This window comes from Streptomyces sp. NPDC058864 (genome assembly GCF_042742985.1).
Taxonomy (GTDB): Bacteria; Actinomycetota; Actinomycetes; order Streptomycetales; family Streptomycetaceae; genus Actinacidiphila.
In genome coordinates this window covers 66,351-87,874 of record NZ_JBHYMQ010000022.1, presented here as the reverse complement: position 1 = coordinate 87,874, position 21,524 = coordinate 66,351, and the positions used below count along the sequence as shown (strand labels likewise).

The 21,524-nt window shown below is 73.4% G+C and carries 18 protein-coding genes; 7 read left to right on the top strand and 11 right to left on the bottom strand.

Translation table 11 applies throughout. The features are described 5' to 3' along the window. Window positions 1-5 precede the first annotated feature (5 nt). Window positions 6-1,100 carry a magnesium and cobalt transport protein CorA gene (locus ACFW3D_RS19110; protein WP_500505343.1) on the bottom strand — a complete coding sequence of 365 codons (1,095 nt, stop codon included), beginning with the start codon at window positions 1,098-1,100 and terminating at the stop codon, window positions 6-8. 367 nt (window positions 1,101-1,467) lie between these two features. Here ACFW3D_RS19110 and ACFW3D_RS19105 point away from each other — a divergent pair, with 367 nt between their 5' ends. Beyond that, window positions 1,468-2,304, top strand: coding sequence for an undecaprenyl-diphosphate phosphatase (locus ACFW3D_RS19105; RefSeq protein ID WP_500505342.1), 837 nt, complete (start codon window positions 1,468-1,470; stop codon window positions 2,302-2,304). A gap of 40 nt (window positions 2,305-2,344) precedes the next feature. Here ACFW3D_RS19105 and ACFW3D_RS19100 read toward each other — a convergent pair whose 3' ends face one another. Next, window positions 2,345-2,929: a TIGR03086 family metal-binding protein gene (locus ACFW3D_RS19100; RefSeq protein ID WP_500505341.1), complete on the bottom strand. Its 585-nt coding sequence runs from the start codon at window positions 2,927-2,929 to the stop codon at window positions 2,345-2,347. A 76-nt stretch (window positions 2,930-3,005) separates the two neighbouring features. Beyond that, window positions 3,006-4,028 (bottom strand): NADPH:quinone reductase, encoded by a 1,023-nt coding sequence (locus ACFW3D_RS19095; RefSeq protein WP_500505340.1) that lies wholly within the window; start codon window positions 4,026-4,028, stop codon window positions 3,006-3,008. Between the two features lie 71 nt (window positions 4,029-4,099). Between ACFW3D_RS19095 and ACFW3D_RS19090 the strand changes: the two genes are divergently transcribed. Next, window positions 4,100-4,717 (top strand): hypothetical protein, encoded by a 618-nt coding sequence (locus ACFW3D_RS19090; protein ID WP_500505338.1) that lies wholly within the window; start codon window positions 4,100-4,102, stop codon window positions 4,715-4,717. 6 nt (window positions 4,718-4,723) lie between these two features. Here ACFW3D_RS19090 and ACFW3D_RS19085 read toward each other — a convergent pair whose 3' ends face one another. Genes ACFW3D_RS19085 through ACFW3D_RS19075 form a run of 3 tightly spaced genes read right to left on the bottom strand, consistent with a single transcriptional unit; the run spans window position 4,724 to window position 6,427 of the window. Further along, window positions 4,724-5,122, bottom strand: a complete 399-nt coding sequence (locus ACFW3D_RS19085) for a hypothetical protein (protein ID WP_500505337.1) — start codon at window positions 5,120-5,122, stop codon at window positions 4,724-4,726. Window positions 5,123-5,180: 58 nt separating this feature from the next. Continuing rightward, complete coding sequence (locus ACFW3D_RS19080) at window positions 5,181-6,050, bottom strand: Gfo/Idh/MocA family protein (protein ID WP_500505336.1); 870 nt, start codon at window positions 6,048-6,050, stop codon at window positions 5,181-5,183. Between the two features lie 2 nt (window positions 6,051-6,052). Then, window positions 6,053-6,427, bottom strand: coding sequence for a 5-carboxymethyl-2-hydroxymuconate Delta-isomerase (locus ACFW3D_RS19075; RefSeq protein WP_500505335.1), 375 nt, complete (start codon window positions 6,425-6,427; stop codon window positions 6,053-6,055). A 220-nt stretch (window positions 6,428-6,647) separates the two neighbouring features. On the opposite strand from ACFW3D_RS19075, the gene glnII reads away from it, so the two are divergent. Beyond that, window positions 6,648-7,667, top strand: a complete 1,020-nt coding sequence (gene glnII, locus ACFW3D_RS19070) for a glutamine synthetase (protein WP_500505333.1) — start codon at window positions 6,648-6,650, stop codon at window positions 7,665-7,667. A gap of 55 nt (window positions 7,668-7,722) precedes the next feature. Here the strand turns inward: glnII and ACFW3D_RS19065 are convergent, their stop codons facing one another. Next, on the bottom strand, window positions 7,723-8,247 hold the full coding sequence (locus ACFW3D_RS19065) for a DUF1203 domain-containing protein (protein ID WP_500505331.1): 525 nt from the start codon (window positions 8,245-8,247) through the stop codon (window positions 7,723-7,725). 151 nt (window positions 8,248-8,398) lie between these two features. Between ACFW3D_RS19065 and ACFW3D_RS19060 the strand changes: the two genes are divergently transcribed. The 3 genes from ACFW3D_RS19060 (at window position 8,399) to ACFW3D_RS19050 (ending at window position 11,531) form a co-directional block, all read left to right on the top strand. Beyond that, on the top strand, window positions 8,399-10,366 hold the full coding sequence (locus ACFW3D_RS19060) for a hypothetical protein (RefSeq protein WP_500505330.1): 1,968 nt from the start codon (window positions 8,399-8,401) through the stop codon (window positions 10,364-10,366). 208 nt (window positions 10,367-10,574) lie between these two features. Further along, the gene (locus ACFW3D_RS19055; protein WP_500505329.1) at window positions 10,575-10,940 is read left to right on the top strand and encodes a hypothetical protein; all 366 of its coding nucleotides are present in this window, start codon (window positions 10,575-10,577) and stop codon (window positions 10,938-10,940) included. A gap of 81 nt (window positions 10,941-11,021) precedes the next feature. After that, window positions 11,022-11,531: a GNAT family N-acetyltransferase gene (locus tag ACFW3D_RS19050; protein ID WP_500505328.1), complete on the top strand. Its 510-nt coding sequence runs from the start codon at window positions 11,022-11,024 to the stop codon at window positions 11,529-11,531. Window positions 11,532-11,616: 85 nt separating this feature from the next. Here the strand turns inward: ACFW3D_RS19050 and ACFW3D_RS19045 are convergent, their stop codons facing one another. The 3 genes from ACFW3D_RS19045 to pulA form a co-directional block, all read right to left on the bottom strand. Then, window positions 11,617-11,967: a hypothetical protein gene (locus tag ACFW3D_RS19045; protein WP_500505327.1), complete on the bottom strand. Its 351-nt coding sequence runs from the start codon at window positions 11,965-11,967 to the stop codon at window positions 11,617-11,619. Between the two features lie 11 nt (window positions 11,968-11,978). Continuing rightward, window positions 11,979-12,719: a TNT domain-containing protein gene (locus tag ACFW3D_RS19040; RefSeq protein ID WP_500505326.1), complete on the bottom strand. Its 741-nt coding sequence runs from the start codon at window positions 12,717-12,719 to the stop codon at window positions 11,979-11,981. Window positions 12,720-12,934: 215 nt separating this feature from the next. Next, window positions 12,935-18,364 (bottom strand): pullulanase-type alpha-1,6-glucosidase, encoded by a 5,430-nt coding sequence (gene pulA, locus ACFW3D_RS19035; RefSeq protein ID WP_500505325.1) that lies wholly within the window; start codon window positions 18,362-18,364, stop codon window positions 12,935-12,937. A gap of 328 nt (window positions 18,365-18,692) precedes the next feature. Here pulA and ACFW3D_RS19030 point away from each other — a divergent pair, with 328 nt between their 5' ends. Further along, window positions 18,693-20,150: an alpha/beta hydrolase gene (locus ACFW3D_RS19030; RefSeq protein WP_500505324.1), complete on the top strand. Its 1,458-nt coding sequence runs from the start codon at window positions 18,693-18,695 to the stop codon at window positions 20,148-20,150. Between the two features lie 325 nt (window positions 20,151-20,475). Here the strand turns inward: ACFW3D_RS19030 and ACFW3D_RS19025 are convergent, their stop codons facing one another. Beyond that, entirely contained in the window at window positions 20,476-21,513 is a 1,038-nt protein-coding gene (locus tag ACFW3D_RS19025; protein WP_500505323.1) for a LacI family DNA-binding transcriptional regulator, read from the bottom strand. Between the last annotated feature and the right edge of the window lie 11 nt (window positions 21,514-21,524).

The following is a 21,524-nucleotide window of genomic DNA, read 5'->3' as shown; positions in this document are numbered from 1 at the left end:
ACTGCTCACAACCAGCCGTTGCGCCGGAATCCGCGGTGGATGACGAAACAGGCGACGACCATCACGCCCACGGCGAGCGGATAGCCGTAGGTCCAGCGCAGTTCCGGCATGTGCTCGAAGTTCATGCCGTACAGGCCGCAGATCATGGTGGGGACGGCGAGGATGGCGACCCAGGCGCTGATCTTGCGCATGTCCTCGTTCTGGGCCATGGACACCTGCGCGATGTTGGCCTGGAGGATCGAGTTGAGCAGGTCGTCGAAGGAGTTGACCTGCTCGGTGGCGCGGGCGAGGTGGTCGGCGGCGTCGCGGAAGTAGGTCCGGAGGTCGGCCTCGACGCCGGGCAGGGCCTCCTCGGCGAGCCGCTGCAGGGGGCGGCCCAGCGGGGCCACGGCCCGCTTGAGCTCCAGCAGTTCGCGCTTGAGCTGGTAGATCCGGCCGGCGTCGGAGCCGCGGCCCCGGTGATCGGAGAAGACGTCCGTCTCGACCTGCTCGATGTCCTCGTGGACCGCGGCGGTGACGGCGAGGTACTCGTCGACGACGTGGTCGGTTATCGCGTGCAGGACGGCGGCCGGCCCCTTGGCGAGCTGGTCGGGTACGGTCTCCAGGCCCTCCCGGAGCGGGCCGAGGGAGCCGTGGCCGCCGTGGCGCACCGTGATGACGAAGTCGGGCCCGGTGAAGACCATGATGTCGCCGGTCTCCACGACCTCGCTGGTGGCCGTGAGCCGGTCGTGCTCGACGTAGCGGGCGGTCTTCAGGACGGTGAACAGGGTGTCGCCGTACTGCTCCAGCTTGGGCCGCTGCTGGGCGTGGACGGCGTCCTCGACGGCCAGCGGGTGCAGCCCGAACAGCTCGGCGACACCGGCGAACTCCGCCTCCGATGGCTCGTGGAGCCCGATCCACACGAATCCGCGGCCGGACTTGCGGACCCGGGCGATCGCCTCGTAGGCGGCGCAGTCGTCCTGCCGCAGTCCGCCCATGTAGACCACGCAGTTCACCACCGAGCTGCCCAGCGGGGAACGCGCCGGGTGGCTGAGGTCCACGCGCCGTTGGCGTACGTGGGTGAGGCGGACGGCTTTGCGGAGATTGCTGATCATCGACATGAAAGGCTCCTACGCAGGCATGCGGCCGCCAGTATTGCCCACGACCGGGCCTGTTCGAGCTTTCCGTCACATCGTCCTCGCACCGCGCGACCGCACTGCGACCCCTGCACCCTTGTGCATACCGTCACCTTTGGCGGCACAAGTCCGCTTCTTTACGATTTCCAATGAGATGACCCTGATGTGACATGCGTGACACGCCGCCGTTCGGGCCTCCCGCACGACCGCCCCGTTCGCGGGGCCGCCCCGCGGCGGGGCGTGCGGTCGGGGCGGACCTGGTTCGCGGGGGGCGCGGGACTTCTCTTACACTCCGTAGGGCTCCGGCCGGTGCAGGCCCGGGCATGCCACGTCCTCCGCAGAGATGGGTCCCATGAGCGCCATCAGTATCGGTCAGGCAGCTGTGCTCGGCGTCGTGGAGGGGGTCACCGAGTTCCTCCCGATCTCGTCCACCGGCCACCTGAAGATCACCGAGGGCCTGATGGGCATCCCGGTGGACGACAAGGCCGTCGTCGCCTTCTCCGCGGTCATCCAGTCCGGTGCCATCGCGGCCGTGCTGGTCTACTTCTTCAAGGACATCGTCCGGATCTGCAAGGCGTGGTTCACCGGCATCGTCAACCGCGAGGAGCGGTACCACCACGACTACAAGTTCGGCTGGTGGGTGATCTTCGCGACGATCCCGATCGTCGTCGTCGGCCTGGCGGCCAAGCGCCTCATCGAGGGGCCGCTGGCCTCGCTGTGGGTGGTCGCGGGCTCGCTGATCGTCGGCAGCGGCGTGATGTGGGCGGCCGACCAGATGGGCCGCCACAAGCGCGGCGAGGACGACACCACGTTCAAGGACGCGATGCTCGTCGGTTCCTCGCAGATCCTCGCCCTGCTCTTCCCCGGCTTCTCCCGCTCCGGCGCGACGATGTCCACCGCGCTCATCCTCGACCTGGACCGGGTCGCCGCGACGCGGCTCTCCTTCTTCCTGGGCATCCCCGCACTGACCGGCGCCGGCCTGTACGAGCTGAAGGAGGCGCTCGGCGCCGGGGTGGACACCGCGCCGCTCGTCGTCGGGACGGTCGTCTCCTTCGTCGTCGCGTACGCGTCGATCGCCTGGCTGCTGAAGTTCGTGGCCAAGCACTCGTTCAACGCGTTCATCATCTACCGGCTCGTGATCGGCGCCCTGCTCTTCGGCCTGCTCGGCACGAACGCCATCAGCGCGTAGGCCGTCGCCGGCGCGGGCCCCCGCCGGCGCCTGGGCCCCGTCAGCCCGTGGGCGTACGGCCCGACAGGGCCAGGGCCCGTTCGAAGGCGGTGGCCGCGGCGGGGGCCTGGAGCGTGACGGGCTCCGCGAAGCCCTCGTACTGGCGGTAGACCTCGGCGTACCTGTCGACGACCTCCAGGACGAACGCGCCCAGGCCCTCGCCGCAGCGGTACTCCTGGCCGGTGGCGCGGGCCACGTCGAAGCCGTGGACGGCGAGCTCCTTGACGATCATCGAGGCGACCTCGGCGGCCGGCATCTTCGCGTGCCCCAGGTCCACCTCGCCCTCCCACGCCTCCGGCACCGCCCACGCCGCGACGGCGCGGTCCAGCTGCCGCGCGTACGCCCCGGCCCAGTCCGGGGCCGCGGTGAAGTCGCGGGCGGCGAGCTCCTCGGGCAGCGGCTCGCGCAGCGCCCGGAGCTCCAGGCCGTGCGAGGTGTAGAGGATCCAGTGGTTGAGCAGCGTGCGGAGGTCCCACTCCCCGCACGGGGTCGGTGCGGAGAGGCGGGCGGGGTCCCCGCCCACCCCGCGGGCGACCCGGGCCGCCTCCGCGGCAGCTTCGATCATGAACGCATGGGCTTCGGTCATGCGCCCATCCTGCGGGGACGGGCGGCCGCCGGTCTTGAACAAACGCGACACCGGACCGCCCGCCCGCCCCGCCCGGCTAAGCGCCGGTCCGGACGTCGACGAGCACCTTGCCCACCGCGCCCTCCTCCACGGCCGCGTGGGCGTCGCCGGTCCGCGCCAGCGGGAAGCGGTGCAGCGGCAGCCCCGCGTCCTCCCCGACCCGCAGCGCCCCGTCGGCGAGGGCGGCCGTCAGGGCCGCGACGGCCTCCGCCTTGGCCGCGGCCGGCATGGTGTAGACGAGCACGCCCTGCCAGCGCAGGTTGCGCGCGAAGCTCTCGCGTACGGGCAGGGTGAACTCGGCGCCGCCGTTGTCGGCGTAGTACGCGACCACGCCGCCGGGCGCCAGCACCGCGAGGTCGAGCGCGGTGTTCTGCGCGACGGACACCTCCACGACGATGTCGACGCCTCCGGGCGCGGCCCTGCGGATCTCCGCCGCGGCATCGCTCCCGCGGTAGTCGACGACGTGGTGCGCGCCCGCGGCCCGCGCGAGGCCGGCCTTGCGGGGGCCGCTGACCGTGGTCACCACCGAGGCCCCGGCCCAGCGTGCGAGCTGGATCGCCGCGTGGCCGACCGCGCCCGCGCCGCCCGCGACCAGGACGGTCCGGCCGTCGAGGGCGCCCGGCGCGAGCCGTGCCGGGCCGCGCTCCGCCACGGTCAGCGCGCGGTGCGCGGTCATCGCGGGGATGCCGAGGGCGGCGCCGAGGTCGAAGGACGCGGAATCGGGCAGCGGCACGGCGTGGGCCCCGGGAAGCGTCACGTACTCCTGGGCGGTGCCGTCCGCCCGCTGCCAGGCGGCCTCCCACAGCCACACCCGCTCACCGGTCCGCCCGGGGTCGACGCCCTCGCCGACCGCGTCGACCACCCCGGCGCCGTCCTGGTCCGGCACCTGCTCCGCGACCGCGGCGGGCGGACCGCCGCGCCGCGACTTCCAGTCCGTCGGGTTGACCCCCGACACCTCGACCCGTACCCGTACCTCGCCCGGACCCGGCTGCGGCACCGGCCGCTCGGTCAGGCGCAGCACCTCGGGGCCGCCGCCTTCCGTGTACACGATGGCCTTCATGATCCGTACAAGGCGGCCCCGACGCGCATTCTTCCCGCCGCCCGGGAGCGCGGTCCGGGAAGGGTCGGCCGATGTCCTCCCCGCCTGCCGATCCGCCGTCCCCGGAGGCCGCGTTCCCCGCCGCGCTCGCGCCGGACGTGCGCGCCGTCGCAGCCCTGCTGCCGCCCCCGCCCTTCGGCCCCATCTGGGAGGTCCACGGCGATGTGCGGATACCGGTGCGCCTGTACCACGACGAGCCCGACCCGGACGTGGCGCCATCCCTCACCCCCCGGCAGCGCCTCGTCCTGCACTGCCTGTACGCGGTGCACCACGACGGGTACGTACGGCAGCGGCACGCGGCGCAGATCGCCGGGGTGGCCGAGCCATGGACCGTGCCGTTCGTGGTGCGGCTCACGGGCGAGTACGTTCCGGAGATCGTCGCCGACCTGCACGCACGGCTCACCGAGGCCCTGGCGCCGGGGAGCGAGGCGCGCCGCGTGCACGGGCGGTTCGCCGCGGAGCACCCGGAGTTCCTCGCCGTCACCGAGCGGCGCGCGGTGAGTTACTGGAACGAGTACCACTTCTGGCGGTTCCCCGGGTTCGGCGGCCATCCCGCGGCCGCCGTGCCGGAGTTGCTGCGGACCGCGGCCGTGGAGACGACGGGCCGGGCGTGGCCGCGGCAGATGAGGGCACGGCGGGGCGCGCGCTGATCCGCGCTACGCCCGCACCGCCCGTTCGCACAGAACCGCCCCGGCCGGTTCGGCCGGTGGCTCGGGGAGGCCCACCGCGGCCGCGCCCGGCGACCGGTGCGGGGCGCGGGGGACGAAGGCTCCGCTGGTGCCGCCGCGACCGCGGTGGACCAGGACGCCGGAGACCGGATCGGGGACGGCGTCGAGCGCCGCGCGAGTGCCGGGCAGGGCGCGCCACCCGAGCCAGTGCTCCTCTTCACGGAAGCACAGCTCGAAGACGACGCCCCACCCGTACGTGTGCCATTCCCACGCCAGTGCACGGTTGGTGACCGCCGACTCCACGAGCGTCGGCGCATACGCGTCACGCCATGCCGCGGCGGGTGTGCTGGCGTTGAGGACTTCGATGGACCACCAGTCCGCTGCCATACCCAAAACGATAGGCACTTCGCAAGTCGCCCGCCAGGGTCCGGCCCCTGACGGCGCGTCACACAGGGTCGGCCGAGGCCAGCAACTCCGTCACGCGCGCCGCGAAACGGGCGTCGCAGGGGTGGGGGACGCCGGTGCGCACGGCCGTGAGCAGGGCGTCGATGGCGTTGCCGAAGGCGGGCACGGGCCCGTCGGCGCGGTCGGGGAGCGAGGCGACGCCGGAGGTGCCGCGCAGCTCGACGGTCATGCCGGCGGCCGCCGGAGGGGCGGTGAGGCTGAGCGCCGCCGTGCTGGAGGCGCCGCTGTCGTGCCGCAGCACCAGGTGGACGGTGTCGCCCGGCCCCTGGACGGCGGTGAGCGCGGTGACGTCCCCGAGGACGGGGAGGAGCACGGACAGCGCGTGCGGCCCGACGTCCCACAGCGCGCCCTTCTCGCGCCGCCAGGGCGAGTCGGCGAAGGGGCTGTCACCGGAGGTGAACACCGAGCCGAGCCACTGCGCGCGGGCGGTGAACCAGCCGTCCACGGCGGCCTGCTCGTCGATCCAGGCGGAACTCGTGGCGTCGAAGCGGAGGGTGAAGAACACCACCGACGCGACCCCGGCGGCCTCGGCGGCCTCGGCGACGCGGCGGGCGTCGGCCACGGTCGTCGCGACCGGCTTGTCGAGCAGCAGGTGCCGGCCGGCCTCGGCGGCCCGCGCGGCCAGCGGGGCCTGCACGTCCGGCGGCAGGGCGATCGCCACGGCGTCCACGTCGCCGATGAGCTCGTCCACGTCGGCGTAGGCGCGGGTGCCGAGGGTCGCGGCGAGGGCGGCCGCCGCCTCGGGGCGGCGACCCCAGATCCCGGTGAACTCGACGTCGGGGTGGGCGGCGAGGGCGGGGCCGTGGGCGATCTCCGCCCAGGGGCCGGTGCCGAGGAGTCCGATGCGCATGGTCACCGCTCCCCCGCCGGCTCGGTGTGGCTGCGGTACCAGGTGCGGTCGAGGTCGACGATGTCGACGGCGGTCTGCACGCTCAGCCCCGGGGTCGGCGCGAGGTGCTCCTTCAGCAGTTCCAGGACGGCTTCGCTCAGCTGCGTCTTGGCCTCGGGCGTACGCCCGGACAGGATGGCGGCCTGGACGAGGACCAGCGCGTGCTCGGGGGCGCCGTCGGCGAGGACGTACTCGTCGGACCGGCGGAACCGGGTCTTGCACGCCTCGACCCTGGTGTCGATGATCTTGGTGACGAGCGGGTGCAGCGCGGTCGCGAAGCCGCGCCGGTCGAACGCGTCGGCGAGATTGCCGGTGTAGTCCACGGTGATGTGAGGCATGGCACACACCTTACGTCCCTGGTCACGGCGGTCCGCCGGGGCCCGGCACCAGGCCCGGGACCCGGGCCGGCACCCACCGGGCCGGGGTGTCCGGCAGGTGGGACGGCGGCTCGTTCACATCGGGTTAACACATGGGCAATGGATGCGAAATCGCGGGTTGTGACGCTGCAGCGGCAACACCACCCGCCCCGCAAGGCACACGCCAACAAGGATGACGCCCGTGAGCTACAAGGCCGAGTACATCTGGATCGACGGTACCGAGCCGACCGCCAAGCTGCGCTCGAAGACCAAGATCCTCGCCGACGGCGCGGAGCCGGGTGTGTGGGGCTTCGACGGCTCCAGCACCAACCAGGCGGAGGGCCACAGCTCGGACCGCGTGCTCAAGCCCGTCGCCACCTACCCGGACCCGATCCGCGGCGGCGCGAACCTGCTGGTGCTGTGCGAGGTCTTCAACATCGACGACACCCCGCACGCCTCCAACACCCGTGCCCTGCTGCGCCCGGTCGCCGAGCAGTTCGCGGGCCAGGAGTCGCTGTTCGGCATCGAGCAGGAGTACACCTTCTTCCAGGGCTCGCGCCCACTGGGCTTCCCCGAGGCTGGCTACCCGGCCCCGCAGGGCGGTTACTACTGCGGCGTCGGCGCCGACGAGATCTTCGGCCGCGAGATCGTCGAGAAGCACCTCGACAACTGCCTCGCCGCGGGCCTGGGCATCTCCGGCATCAACGCCGAGGTCATGCCCGGCCAGTGGGAGTTCCAGGTCGGCCCGCTGAGCCCGCTGGAGGTCGCCGACCAGCTGTGGGTCGCGCGCTGGCTGCTGTACCGCACCGCCGAGGAGTTCGGCGTCTCCGCCACCCTCCACCCCAAGCCGGCCCAGGGCGACTGGAACGGCGCGGGCGCGCACACCAACTTCTCCACCAAGGCCATGCGCGAGGGCTACGACGCGATCATCGAGGCCTGCGAGGCCCTCGGCCGCGACGACAAGCCGATGGAGCACATCAAGAACTACGGCTCCGGCGTCGAGGCCCGCCTGACCGGCGCCCACGAGACCGCCCCCTGGAGCGAGTACAGCTACGGCGTCTCCGACCGCGGCGCCTCGGTCCGCATCCCGTGGCAGGTCGAGGTCGACAAGAAGGGCTACATCGAGGACCGCCGGCCCAACGCCAACGTGGACCCCTACGTCGTCACGCGCCTCATCGTCGGCACCTGCTGCTCGGCGCTGGAGAAGGCCGAGCTCGTCTGACGCTCCGCACCGTCACCGAGGGCGCCCGTCCACACGCCGGGCGCCCTCGGCGTGTTCACGGGGTGCGGACGGCCTCGAAGAGGAAGCAGCCGTACTCCACGGCCCGTACGTGCACCAGGGCGACCCGCGGATCGGCGAACCGGGCCGCCAGGACGGCGTCGGCGGCGCCCGCGGCGACCTCGTCCGCGGTCAGCTGGACGAGGCGCCCGCCGAGGATGCGGCCCCGGGCGTCGTAGCAGCGGAAGACCCGCCGCTCGCCGTGGAGGGCGACGGGGTAGCCGGGGGTGTCCGGCGGGCCGGGGCAGTCCTCGGCGGCGGCGTGCACGAAGACCGGCCCGGTCTCGGCGTAGGGTCCCGGGTCGGCGCCGGTCCCGGCGGCCCAGCGCCGCAGCGGCGCGTAGCCGGCCAGGACGATCCGCTCCCCCGGTGCGCTGTGCCGCAGGCAGCAGCGGAGCGGGGCGCCGCCCTCCGGGTCCGGCCCGGGGCGGGGGACGAGACCGGCGTCGTCAAGGCGCCGCAGCTCCTCCGCCACGGCCGGGTCGAGGGCCCGGACCTCGTACGTGATGCGATGGGTGTCCATGCCCCCCAGCGTCGCCGGGTCCGGTCACCGGGTCCGGCGGGATTCGGACGTCGCGCTCGGGGCCGGCCGCCGGTGCCGTCGTCGGGCGGCCCGGGCCGGGCGCGGAGGGGCGGCGGAGTGACCATCCCAGGATGCACTCGTTCAACGGAACGTGAACGCCCAGCACGCGACCGCCACCCGTCCCCGGCACGGCGCACCCGTGATCGTGGACGTCGAGGAGGCGGAGGCCGCACTCGTCGAGAACTACCCGCACCTGGTCCGGCTGGCCTACCTGACGCTGCCGCCGTCGCTCGGCCGGCACCGGAGGGTGCTGACCGCCCACACCCTGACGCAGGGCGCGCTGCCGCGCTCGCCGTGCGAACCGGACCCCGCCGTGGCGGACGTGCCCGGGCCGCGGGGCACCACGGACCCGGCGTACGCCCTGGTGCGGCAGGAAGTGCTGGACACCGCGCTGGCGTTCGGGCGCGAACGGGGCTGGCGCGGCCGGCTGCGCAGGACGCTGGTGGGCGGTCCGGCGCCGTACGTGTGGGGCCTGCGGCTGCACACCAAGGCGACCGGGACCGACGAGGCGGAGCTGGACCGGGCGCTGTCGGGGCTGAACGCGGCCGGGCGCGCCGCGTACGCGCTGCTGGAGCTGGAGCGGCCCCGGCACGCGGACGGCCGCGAGGTGCGCAGGCTGCTGGTGGCCGCCGGGGTGGCGGACCCGCGGGGCGCGCTGAAGGCCGCGAAGGCGGTGCCGGAGGGGCTGCTGCTGGGCGGCAGCGGGTTCGACCCGTGCACGGTGCAGGCCCGGCCGACGGATCTGCTGCGCAGGCGGCAGCACGTGCGGGTGGGTCTCATCGCGGCGGGCGCGGTCGCCGTCACCGCGACCCTGGTCGCGGTGCTGACCGGCGGGCAGGACCCGTACGCGGCGGGCGGGTCACCGGGCGCCTACGGGACCGCGGGGCTGCTGGACCCGGCCAAGCTGGTGCGGGTGAAGGACACCGCGTGGACCCGTGCCTCCCGGGTGGACTTCACCGCCTGGCCGACCCGCGGCGGGCGGGCCGGCGACCGGGCGCTGCTGGGCCGGGCGATGGCGGTGTGGGCACAGCCCTCCGCCCGGGTCGCCGTGTCCGCCACCAAGGGCACCGCCGAGGGACTGCCCGCGCAGCAGCCGCAGTTGCTGTACGCGGGGGACGTGGACGGCGCCACCGTGGTGCTGATGTACGACGGCCTGCGGCTGGTGCGCTACGCCGAGCCGCGCGAGGGCGGGGGCACGGCGGCCCTGGACTTCGCCCGGGTGGACGGCGCGGGTGTGACCACCGCGGCCGTGGTCCTCGGCCGGACGGACGGCAACACCCGCTTCCTGACCGCCCCGTGGGTCACCGAGGCAGCCTCGCGCGACCTGCGCGACCCGGGGCGCGCACCGGCGAAGCTGGACCGCACGGCGGACGGGGTGACCGAGCCGGTGCGGATGCCGGGTGCGGACAGCCGCCCCGGGGTGTGCGGGGACACCTGGCCCGCACTGCAGTTCCGCGCCGCCGGGGGGCTCGGGGTGGACCGGCCGTTCCTCCTCACCGACCTCGGCGACCTCGTGCCGGCACACCTGACGTACCAGCCGCCGGCGGACGGCACGCCGCTGGAGGCGACCGGCCCCACGGCGCTGGCGAACGTGGCCCGGACGGCCTGCAACCTCTCCTCCATGAGCGGCCTGGGCACCCGGTCGGTCAACGTCTGGCGGTACGCCACGCAGCGGCTGCCGGAGGACAACGGGCAGGCGTCGTGGGTCTGCGCCCGCGCCGACACCTGGCGCGGCACGGACGGCCGGGCGCTCGCGCTGTTCCTGCCCCCGGTGTCCGACCCGGGCACCCCGGGCGCGCCGGTGGGCCAGAGCGGCCGGGACGCCGGGGCGTGCGGCCGGGCGGTGCCGCAGGTACTGGCCGGGGCGCTGTGGAAGTCCACGGCCGGCCACTGGTACCTGCTGGCGGCGGGCAGCCGTGACGTGACGCGGATCAAGGCCACGGGCGGTGTGACCGGCGCCTCGAAGGGTCCGACGATGGCGGTACGGGCCGAACAGGGCGCCCGGGCCGAGCTGTCGGCGGTGCTCGACTCGGGCGCGGCGCTCACGACGCTGCGCTGAGTCCGGATCGGTTCGCCCCCCGGCGCTCGAGCCGGTGCCCTCCCCCGCCCCGGTGGCCCGCCCCGGTGGCCCGCTCCGCGGAGCAGCGGGCGCCGGGGCGTCGTGCCGGGAGCGTTCGCGGCGCCGCGAGGCCCCGCCGGGGTGCCGGGCCGGCCCCGGGCACCAGCGCCACGCTCCACTCCAGCGCCACCGGTACCAGCGGCGTGCCGTGCTCGCAGTCGACCTTCGTCGCGACCGTCACCGCCAACCCGGCCGCCCCCGCACCGCCACCGAGCCGGTCACCGCGCACACCTTCCCGAGCGCGAGCCGCGGCAGCAACGGCGCGGGTGCGCCGGTCGTCAGGAGCATCAAGGTCGACAACCCGCCGTACACCTCGGCCGTCTCCTCCGGCGGCGTCGCCGCCCAGCGGTTCACCAGGGCCTCCGGCTCCTCGCTCTGCTTCGCCGACGGCTTCCTCACCGCGAAATGGGCCCCGGTCAACGACTCCGGCCAGGACGGCGGCCCTGGCTGTACGTGGACCTGGCCGTACCCTCGGCAACACCCTCCTGCCGAAGGGTCCGGTCCCGGGCGGTGACGCGGCACCCCGCCATGCCACGACGGCCTCCCCGGGACCGGCCGGGCGACGGCCCGGAAACGGTTCCCGGACAATGGAGGCGTGAACGACCTCTCCTTCCGCCTCGCGCTGCCCGACGACGCCGCCCTCCTCGTCCGCCTCCGGGACGAGGCCGCCCAATGGATGCAGGAGCACGGCATCGACCAGTGGAAGCCCGGCGAGATGGACGAGGGGCACTTCCGCACCCGCATGGCGGCGGGCGAGGTCTGGCTGACCGAACGCGCGGGCCGGGTGGTCGGCGCCTGGGAGCTGTGGTGGGAGGACCAGCACGCCTGGGGAGTGCGCCCACCGGACGCGGGCTACGTCCACCGCCTCATGGTGGACCGGACGACCGCCCCGCGCGGCACCGGCCGGGCCATGCTCGACCGGGCGGAGCACCGCATCGCCGAGGAGGGCCGCCCGTACGCGCGGCTGGACTGCGTGGCGGCCAACCCGCAGCTGCGGGCGTACTACGAGGGCGCGGGCTACGCCGTCGTCGGCGAGCAGCCCCACAAGCAGGGCGGGAAGGGCGGCAGCCCGTACGCGGTGACCCTGCTGGAGAAGAAGCTGTAGGCGAGAACCGCGCCACGAAGCGGAGCGGCCCGCCCGGAGGTCCGGGGCGGGCCGCTCCGCCGTGTGCGGCTCACGGGGCGGCGGGTCAGGTCTCCCGGCGCCGGGACCGTTCATAGGCATCATGGGCCGCGCGCCGGATCTCCTCCCGGTCGCGGAGCACCTCCTCCATCTCCTGGTCGATTCCGGGGCCCGGGCCCGGCCCGCGGTCGGTGAGCCGGTCGTGGAGGTAGCGGCAGGCGGCGTCCTCGGTGCCGAAGCGCCGGTGCGGATCGTGGACGCCGCGTTCGAAGTTGCCGACCACCCACGCGTCGCCCTCCCGCCGGAGGTACAGGAAATCCGGGGGCCTCGGGTCGGACTCGTGGAAGCCGGGGACCTCGTACAGCCCGCCGGGCACTCCCGCGGAGGCGAGCGCCTCGCACAGCTCACGCCGGTCCATGGCCGCGCCCGTCAGTTCAGCCGGATGAGGTCGCCGTTGGCGATGCGGTTGGCCACGCTGTCACCGAGCGGCAGCACGTACTGGAGGCCGTTGCCGGGCTGCCCGTAGAACGGCGCCACGGGTCCCGCGGAGACCGCGAACGGCCTGACGACCTTGTACAGGTGGTAGTTGAAGGGGTAGCCCGGGTCGAAGGTGTTGAGGTTCGAGGGCGCGATGGAGCGCTGGGAGTACGGCGAGCCCGCCGGTGCGAGGAACCGCCCGCCCTCGCCGCCGAAGCGGTCGATCCGCTGCCCCACGGCCAGGTTGATGACCGAGACGGGGCCGCCGGGGAGGAAGCCGTCGTTGGGCGGGAACTTGTAGCTGTTCGCCGCGAAGTCGAACCAGGTGCGCAGGAAGCCGTTGGCGTTCTGCGAGTCGAGGCGCCGGTAGTCGGTCAGCATCGCGCCGAGCAGGCCCTTGGTGGGCAGCTGCCGCGGGCCGAGCCGGGGGTCGCCGCAGAAGAACTTGGGGTCGGTGAAGGTGGCACCGATGCAGATGCGGGAGTTCTCCGGGCCGCCGGGCCGGCGCCCGGGGGCACTCGCGACCGGACCGGGCCCGTGGCCCGCGGCGGGACGGCCCTCGGGGGCCGCGGGCTTTGCACCCGGCCCCCAGTCCTCGGCGTGGGCCGGGACGACCGTGCCCAGGAGGGTGCCGACGAGCAGGACGAGCAGGGCGGGAAGGCTGGAAAGCGATATTCGCTGGCGCCGCTTCAAGGGTCCTCCAAGGGACGACGGGAACGAGGCCTCCCGGGACGGCAATCACCGTGCGTCACCGGAGCCGCGCGGATACGTACCCCTGGCGGATCACCCACCGGGACCGGCGCGCCGCCGATTCATCCGGATGGCCACCCACTTCGCCCGTACGCAGCACCGCCCGGCCGGGACCCGCGGGGAGCGGGCCGCCGACCGGGCGGTCACGGAACGTGTCGCTACTTCCGGACGAACACCGCGACGGTGCGGCCCGGCACGGTGAAGGTGCCGGACGCGGCGTCGTAGGAGGCCCGCTTCACCACGGGGTCGGAGCCCGCGGCCTGCACCGGGTGGAGGGCGTAGCCCTTCCCGGACAGGGCGCCGACCCGCTGGTCCTGGGCCTTCGGGGTCGCGTTGAAGACCACCACCAGCCGGCCCAGCTGCAGGGTGATGACACCCGGGGTCTCCTGCTCTCCCGAGAGCGGGAAGGACAGCTGCTCCTGGACCTGCGCCGCCGTGGTCAGCCCGAAGGCCGGCTCGGTGGAGCGGATCCGCAGCAGGTCCTGGTACGCGGCCGAGGCCGAGGTGATCTGGCCGCAGCCGACCCGGAGCGTGTCCGCGGTCAGCAGCGGCTTCGCGAAGGACCACTTGGACTCGTTGTCGGCCTTGGGGGGCAGGCCGCGGCCGAAGCCGTTGCCGGAGGAGCAGTCCCAGTGGATGGCGTTGAACCAGTCGCCGGAGTCGTAGGAGTTGCGGTCCAGGGACTTGGAGCGCAGCAGGTCCGAGCCCGCCTGGTAGAGCGCCGGACCCTGGGAGAGGGCCGGGACGGCCTCGGCGACGACCTGCATGCGGGCCCGGTCGGCGGGCGAGGTGCCCTGGGGCAGCTTGAAGGCGAGCGCGTCGAACAGGGACTCGTTGTCGTGGGCGTCGGCGTAGGCGAGGGCGTCGCCGGGGGCGTCGGCGTAGCCGGCGGGCGAGCCGTTGTAGTCGGTCCCGGCGCCGGTGACCTCCTTGCCGCTGCTGTCGGTGAAGGAGAAGGACTTCAGGTTGCCGGTGAGGCCGACCTTGATGAGGTCCTGGTAGTGCAGCAGACGGGCCCGCTGCTCGGCCTCGCTGCCGTTGGCGGCGGAGCCGTTGGGCTCGTTGAACAGGCCGGAGGCGAAACCCTGGACACCGGGGTCGGCGTCGAAGGGGCCGCCGCCGCGGACCGCGTCGCGGGCCCGGTCGGAGAAGGTGGCGACACCGGTGCCGGCCATGTTCTTCTGCGTGGCCTGCACAAAGCGGGCGTCGTCGGCGACCTCGCCGAAGTTCCAGCCCTCGCCGTAGAGGATGATCTTCTTGCCGTCGACGCCGTCCTTCGCGGGGGTCAGCGCGTCCAGCGCCTTGCGGACCGCGAGGATGTTCGCCTTGGGGTGGTGGCCCATCAGGTCGAAGCGGAAGCCGTCGACCTTGTACTCCTTGGCCCAGGTGACGATCGAGTCGACGACCAGCTTGCCCATCATCGCGTTCTCGGTCGCGGTGTTGGAGCAGCAGGTGGAGTTGGCGACGGTGCCGTCGTCCAGCAGGCGCTGGTAGTAACCGGGCACGATCCGGTCGAGGACGGACTTGTCGTCCTGGCCGCTCGCCGCGGTGTGGTTGTAGACCACGTCCATGACGACCCGCAGACCCGCCTGGTTGAGGCCCTGCACCATCCTCCGGAACTCGACGGTGCGCTTCGTGCCCTCCGGGTCGGTGGCGTAGGAGCCCTCGGGAACGGTGTAGTGGAAGGGGTCGTAGCCCCAGTTGTAGGCGTCCTTCGCGGCGACCGCGGCCACGCACTCCTGCTGCTGGTCGGAGTCGGCCGGGTAGGCGCCGAGGTCGCAGCCGACGGTGGCCTGGTCGGCGCTCTTCTCCGCGACGGTCGCGAAGTCGAAGGCCGGCAGCAGGTGGACGTAGGAGACCCCGGACTTCGCGAGTTCCCGCAGGTGCTTCATGCCCGCGGACCCGGTGTCGGAGAAGGCGGTGTACCTGCCCTGGTCCTTCGCGGGGACGGTGGTGTCCGCCACGGAGAAGTCCCGGATGTGGAGTTCCTGGATCTGGGCGTTGTTCAGGCCGACGGCCCGGGGCTTGGCGAGGCCGGACCAGCCGCGCGGGGCGAGGGACGCGTCGTCGAGGTCGACCACCAGGCTCTGCTTGGAGTCGGCGGTCAGGGCGACCGAGTAGGGGTCGGTGACCTTGTTGGTGACGACCTTCTGGACGCTGGGCGCCCAGACCTTGACGACGTAGCGGTACGGCTTGCCGGTCCAGCTCCGCTCGCCGTGCACGCTCCATACGCCGGTGGAGGCGTCGCGCCGCATCGGGACGGTGCGCCCGTCGAGGTCCAGGGCGACGGACTGCGCCGTCGGAGCCCACACGGACAGACTGGGCTTGCCGTAGTCGAAGACCGGTCCGAGCGCGGCCTTGGTCGCCTTGGCCGCGTACAGGTCGTCCAGGACTCCCTGGATCTGGACGCCGGTGGCGGACAGCAACGCGCCATTGGCGAGCCGCTGCGTGGCGACGACCTGGCCGGTGAGGGCGGTGCGGACGCGGTCGCGGTCGCGGGGGTCGATCGTGAAGGCCGCGTAGTCCTTCAGGTGCGGGAATCGGGCCTTCTGGGCGTCGGTCAGGCCGCCCGCGACGCGCTGCAGGCGGAGCCAGTGGCCCTCGCCTGTCAGGGCGCCGTCCTTGATCGTCAGGCCGCCGCCGGGGGCGTACACCAGCTGGACGCCGGCCGCGCTGTCGCCGGTCTTCCAGGCGACGGTGTCCGCGTCGATCCACTGGGCCTTGGCCGAGGACAGGTCGAGGTCGGCGGACGAGCCCGCGGTGGTGGGCAGCAGGTACTTCTCGGTGCCGTTCAGCAGCCACACCTCGTGTCCGCCGGCGGTGAGGTCGAGCGACTGGTCGGCGGGCAGGTCCTTGGTGTCGCCCTTGTGGATGATGTAGCTGAGCGATGTGGCGCCCGCGGCGAGCGGCACCTCGAAGACGGCGCCGAAGGCGTCGGTGCGCACCGGCTGCAGCGGGGCGGTCCAGTCGGTGGGGTTCGCGGCGCCGGTCCAGGTGTGCAGGCCCCAGCCGCTGTAATCCCCGTCGGCACGGTGGTAGTGCAGGACGGCCTTGGAGCGGTCCTGCCCCGGCTCGGTGCCGGACGGCGCCTGGGTGGCGACGGCCTCCTTGCCCTGCTCCACCCAGATCTCACCGGTCTTGGTGACGTCGATGAAGCGGTCGGCGGCGACGTCCTTGTTGCCGTCCTTGTCGATGACGAGGTAACCGACGCTGGACGCGCCCGGCTTGAGCTTGACGTAGGCGAAGGCGCCGTAGGCGTCACGGCCGATGAAGTCGTGGCCGGCCGGCCAGGTGGTGCCCTCGCCGTCGGCGATGTCGCCCCAGGCGTACAGGCGCCAGTCGGTGTAATTGTTGTCGGCCCGCTTGTAGTGGACGACCGCGTAGTCGCGGCTGCTCGCCACCGGGGTCTCGGGGACGGCCGGGGTGCCGCTGGTGGTCCCGGCGGTGGCGCTCGCGGTGCGGCCTGCGGAATCGATCACGACGGCCTTGTACCGCAGCGCGGTGCCGGGCGTCACGTCGTCGCCGACCGTCTGGGTGACCTTGTACGGCGCGTGGTCCGCGGAGCCGAGGACCTTCCACGGCCCGTTGCCGGTCTGCGCGGCGAAGACGACCCGGTTCAGCTGCCCGCCGTCGACGTCGGCGGAGAGCTCGACGGTGCCGGTGGCGGCCGCGGCGGGGGCCTTCAGGGTCAGGGAGGCCTTGGCGGCGGGGGTACCGAGCGGCTTGGCCGCCTTGTAGACCACGGTGGACAGCGCCGGGACCGTGACGGCGATCTTGGTGTCGGCGCCGCTGGTGACGGAGCCCTCGGTGCCGTACAGGGCGGTGAAGGCGGTGCCGGCGGAGCCGGTGGGGATGCCGGCGGTCCGCGCCTCCGTCGCGTTGTTGACGGCGACGACGTACTCGGTGCGGGTCCTGGCATCGGTGCGCGAGAAGGCGTAGATCCCGGCGCCGTCGGTGACGTGACGCTCGGTCTGGACGCCGTCGGCGAGCCCCGGGTGGGCCTTGCGGAGCCCGGCCAGCTTCGCGATCGCCTTGTAGAGGGGGGCGCCGGTGTCATAGGCGTCGCTCGCGTGCGTGCGGTCGGTGCCCAGCTGGTCGTCGTCGAGGTAGTCGGCGACCTTGGACGCGAACAGCGTCTGACGGGCGTCCTTGTCGCCGCCGGCGCCGGTGAAGCCCTGCTCGTCGCCGTAGTAGACCACCGGGTTGCCGCGGGAGAGGAACATCAGCTCGTTGGCGAGCCGGTCCCGGCGCACGAGTTCGGCGTCGTCGGCCTTCGGGTTGTCCTGCTTCAGGAAGGTGCCGATGCGGCCCATGTCGTGGTTGCCGAGGAAGGTGACCTGCTCGTACGCGTTGGCCTTGTCGGTCGTGTACTTGTAGTCGTCGCCGAAGACCGAGGCGAGCCTGCCTGCGGAGCCGCCCTGGGAGGCGTACTGGCGGGCGGCGTCCTGGAAGGGGAAGTCGAGCGTCGCGTCGAGTCGCCCCTGGGTGACGTACGGGGAGGTGATGGAGGTGTCGGCGGAGTAGACCTCGCCGAACATGAAGAAGTCGTCGCGGCCGTGCTTCGCGGCGTAGGCGTCGAGGGCCGTGGCCCACTGGGTCCAGAACGGCAGGTCGACGTGCTTGACGGTGTCGATGCGGAAGCCGTCGACGGCGAAGTCGCGGACCCACTTCTCGTAGATCTCCTCCATCCCCTTCACGACCTCGGGACGCTCGGTCCACAGGTCGTCCAGGCCGGAGAAGTCGCCCTGGTCGGAGCTCTCGCCGGCGAAGGTGGAGTCGCCCCGGTTGTGGTACATCGTCGGGTCGTTGAGCCAGGACGGGACCTTGCTCTTCGCGGTGACGACGGGCGTGCGGGGGAAGGAGTCGCGGTCGACGGCGGGGAAGCCCTCGCCGCCCTCCGCGTAGTCGGCGTCGTCGAAGGGCACACCGTCCTTCGTCAGGTAGGGGAAGGCGCCCTTCGAGAGGTAGCCGTAGGACTTCTCGTCGTAGTCGACGACGTCGGCGGTGTGGTTGGTGATGACGTCGAAGAAGACCTTCATGCCCTTGGCGTGGGCCTTGGATATCAGCGCCTTGAGGTCGGCGTTGCTGCCGAAGTGCGGGTCGACCTGGGTGAAGTCGGTGATCCAGTAGCCGTGGTAGCCGGCCGACGCCTGCTCCCCCGTGCCCTGCACGGGCCGGTTCTTGAAGATCGGCGCCATCCATATCGCGGTGGTGCCCAGGCCCTTGATGTAGTCGAGCCGGTCGGTGAGCCCCTTGAGGTCACCGCCCTGGTAGAAGCCCTTGTCGGTGGGGTCGTAGCCGGTGCTGAGCCGGGTGCCGGTCAGACCGCCCCTGTCGTTGGACGCGTCGCCGTTGGCGAAACGGTCCGGCAGTACGAAGTAGAACTGCTCCCGCGTCAGGTCGTGACGCGCGGCCTGGGCGGCGAGCGCCGCGTCGGAGGGCGGCGGGGGCGGGGCGGCCGCGGAGGCGGCGGGCGCCGATGCGGGGACGGCGAAGGCGGCGGCGAGGGCCGCCACCGCGACGGCTGCGGCTCCGCGTCTGCGCGCGCGTGGGCGCGTGGACGCGGGCAGCCCGGTGTGCTGGGCCACGGGGTGTTCTCCTTGCGGAATCCGTGTGCGGACGGTTGTACCTCTGGGAGCCCACGCGCCATGAGCCTTCGCCCGGCAGCGGTGCCGGACCGTGCCGGGACCGTACCTCTCACGAAGGTCTTACAGCAAGATGTCGCAAGGATTTCCAACGGCACTCGCGACAGTGGCCGTGCTCCGGATGTGACACTCCGTCACATTCCTCTGGGCACCGGCGGATCACCGAACACTATGAACGCAATGGCCACGGCTCTGGACCCCCGCCGCCCGCGTCCCGAAACATTCGGGGCCCGCGCAATGAAGCGCCGGACGACGACGGAAGGACGAGACGATGGTCACCGGGCACTCCCCCCACCACCCCCGGTCCGGAACCGCACGACGCCGCATCGCCCTGGCTGCCGGGGGCATCGCCGCCCTCCTCGCCGCCGGGCTCGCGGGTCCCCTGCCTGCCGCGGCCGCGGGCGGGCCCGCCCCCGCCGACTGCCCGGCAGAGCTGGCGGAGCAGGCCACCTGCTACCGGGGCCAGGACGCGAACGGCGCCCACTACGCGATGGCGGTCCCCCACGACTGGAACGGCTCCCTGGTCGTCCACGCCCACGGCGGCCCGGACCTGGGCGACACCTCCGACCCGGAACGCAGCGTCGGGGACCTGGCGCGTTGGTCGGTCATGGTGAAGGAGGGCTACGCCTGGGCGGGTTCGTCCTACCGCCGCGGCGGCTACGGCACGCGGATGGCGGCCGAGGACACCGAGAACGTGCGGCGGCTGTTCGTGCAGCGCTTCGGCACCCCGCGCCGGACCTTCGTCCACGGCCAGTCCTGGGGCGGGAACGTGGCGGCCAAGGTCGCCGAGATCCAGGCGGCCGGTCACCGGTCGCCGTACGACGGCGCCCTGCTGACCAGCGGCGTCCTGGGCGGGGGCTCGCGCGGCTACGACTACCGGGTGGACCTGCGCGTGGTCTACCAGTACTACTGCGGCAACCACCCCAGGCCCACCGAGCCGCAGTACCCGCTGTGGATGGGTCTGCGCGCCGACTCGACGATGACGGCCACCGGACTCCGCTCCCGCCTGCAGGAGTGCACCGGCTACTCCTCGCCCCCGCAGGAGCGCACCGCCCTGCAGCAGCGCAACCTCGACGACATCCTGGCCGTGACGGGGATCCCGGAGCGGACGCTGGAGTCGCACCTGCGGTTCGCGACCTTCACCTTCCGCGACATCGTGCACAACCGGCTGGGCGGCCGTAACCCGTTCGGCAACACCACCGTCCGCTACACCGGCTCGCACGACGACGCGGCGCTCAACGCGGGCGTGGAGCGCTTCGCCGCCGACCCGGCGGCCCGGCGGGACCTGTCCTTCGACAGCGATGTCACCGGCGCCGTGTCGATCCCGGTGCTCACCGTCCACGCCATCGACGACCCGACCGCCTTCGTCGAGCACGAGGCGGCCTACCGGGCCTCCCTGGAGGGCGCCCACCGCGGAGGGCTGCTGGTGCAGAACTTCACGCGGGAGAGCGAGCACAGCGAGCTCAGCGCCTCGGAGTACGCCGCAGCGATGCGGTCGCTGGCGACCTGGGTACGCACCGGCCACAAGCCCACGCCCGGCTCGGTGGCGGCCTCCTGCCCGGCGTTCGACGCCACCTACGGCACCGGGTGCTTCTTCGAGCCGGGGTACGTCCCGCGCTCCTACGCCTCCCGCGTGTACCCGCGGCCGGGCGCGCGGCACTGGCCGGCGCTGTCCGCCGCGCAGGAGCGCGCGTGGAGCCGGCTGGACGGCGTGGGCATCGCTCCCTAGCGGCTCCCCGCCGGACCGGCACGTGGCCTCCCACCTGCGGTCACGTCCTTCCGCGAGGCCCCTGCAGAATCTTGCAGAAAGTTTCTGCAGGGGCCTTCCGTCGTGGCCGGAGCGGCTGTTACGTTCCTCTTCAGCCCGGTCCGACCGGCCGGGGGTCCGCCCCTGACGGCGGGCCCCACGCGCCCGGCCGGCTGGACCGGTCGCCACCGGGGCGGGGGCGGGCCCAGGACCGACGAAGCCACCCCGCTGCGCCCCGCCCGGGGCAGGTCCAGGGCCCGCCCCGGCACGAGCACGCGGGACGCGTGAGGGACCGGCGGCCCCGCCGTCAGGAACGCCGGCCGGCGCCGGGCGCCTGACCCGTGGAACCGCGCACGACCAGCTCCGTCTGGAAGACGAACTCCGAGCGCTGCACCGGGTTGCCGCCGATCTCCTCCAGCAGCGCGTTCACCGCGGCCGCGCCCATCGCCTCGACCGGCTGGCGGACGGTGGTCAGCGGCGGGTCGGTGAAGGCGATCAGCGGCGAGTCGTCGTAGCCGACGACCGAGACGTCCCCGGGAACGGTCAGCCCCCGCTCCCGCACCGCGCGCACCGCGCCCAGGGCCATCAGGTCGCTGCCGCAGACGATGCCCGTGCAGCCCTTGTCCAGCAGTGCCCCGGCGGCAGCGTGGCCGCCCTCCACGGAGAAGAGGGTGTGCTGGACGCACTCCGCGGCCTGCTCGTCGCCGAGCCCGAGCAGGCTGCCCAGTGCCTCGACGAAGCCCTCGACCTTGCGGTGCACGGGCACGAAGCGGTTGGGCCCGACGGCCAGGCCGATCCGCTGGTGGCCGAGCTCCACCAGGTGCTGGACGGCGATGCGCGCGGAGGCGCGCTCGTCCGGCGAGATGTACGGCCCGGCGATCGCCGGGTTGAAGCCGTTGACCAGCACGTAGGGCACGCCCTGGCCGAGGAGGCGGGCGTAGCGCTCGGGGTCGGCGGTGACGTCGGCGTGCAGCCCCGACAGGAACACGATGCCGCGTACCCCGCGCTCGACGAGCGCCTCCACGAGTTCGTCCTCGGTGGAACCGCCGGGGTGCTGGGTGCACAGCACCGCCGTGTAGCCGTAGCCGGTCAGGTTCTGCTCGATGACCTGGGCGAAGGCGGGGAAGATCGGGTTGTTGAGCTCGGGGGTGATCAGCCCGATCTGGCCGGCGCTGCGCCGGCGCAGCCGCACCGGACGCTCGTAGCCGAGCACGTCCAGTGCGGCCAGCACCTTCTGCCGGGTGGCGGGGGCGACCCCCGCCTTCCCGTTCAGCACGCGGCTGGCGGTGGCCTCGCTGACCCCCGCCTGCGCCGCGATGTCGGCGAGTCGGGCTGTGGTGTTCACACCTGCAGACC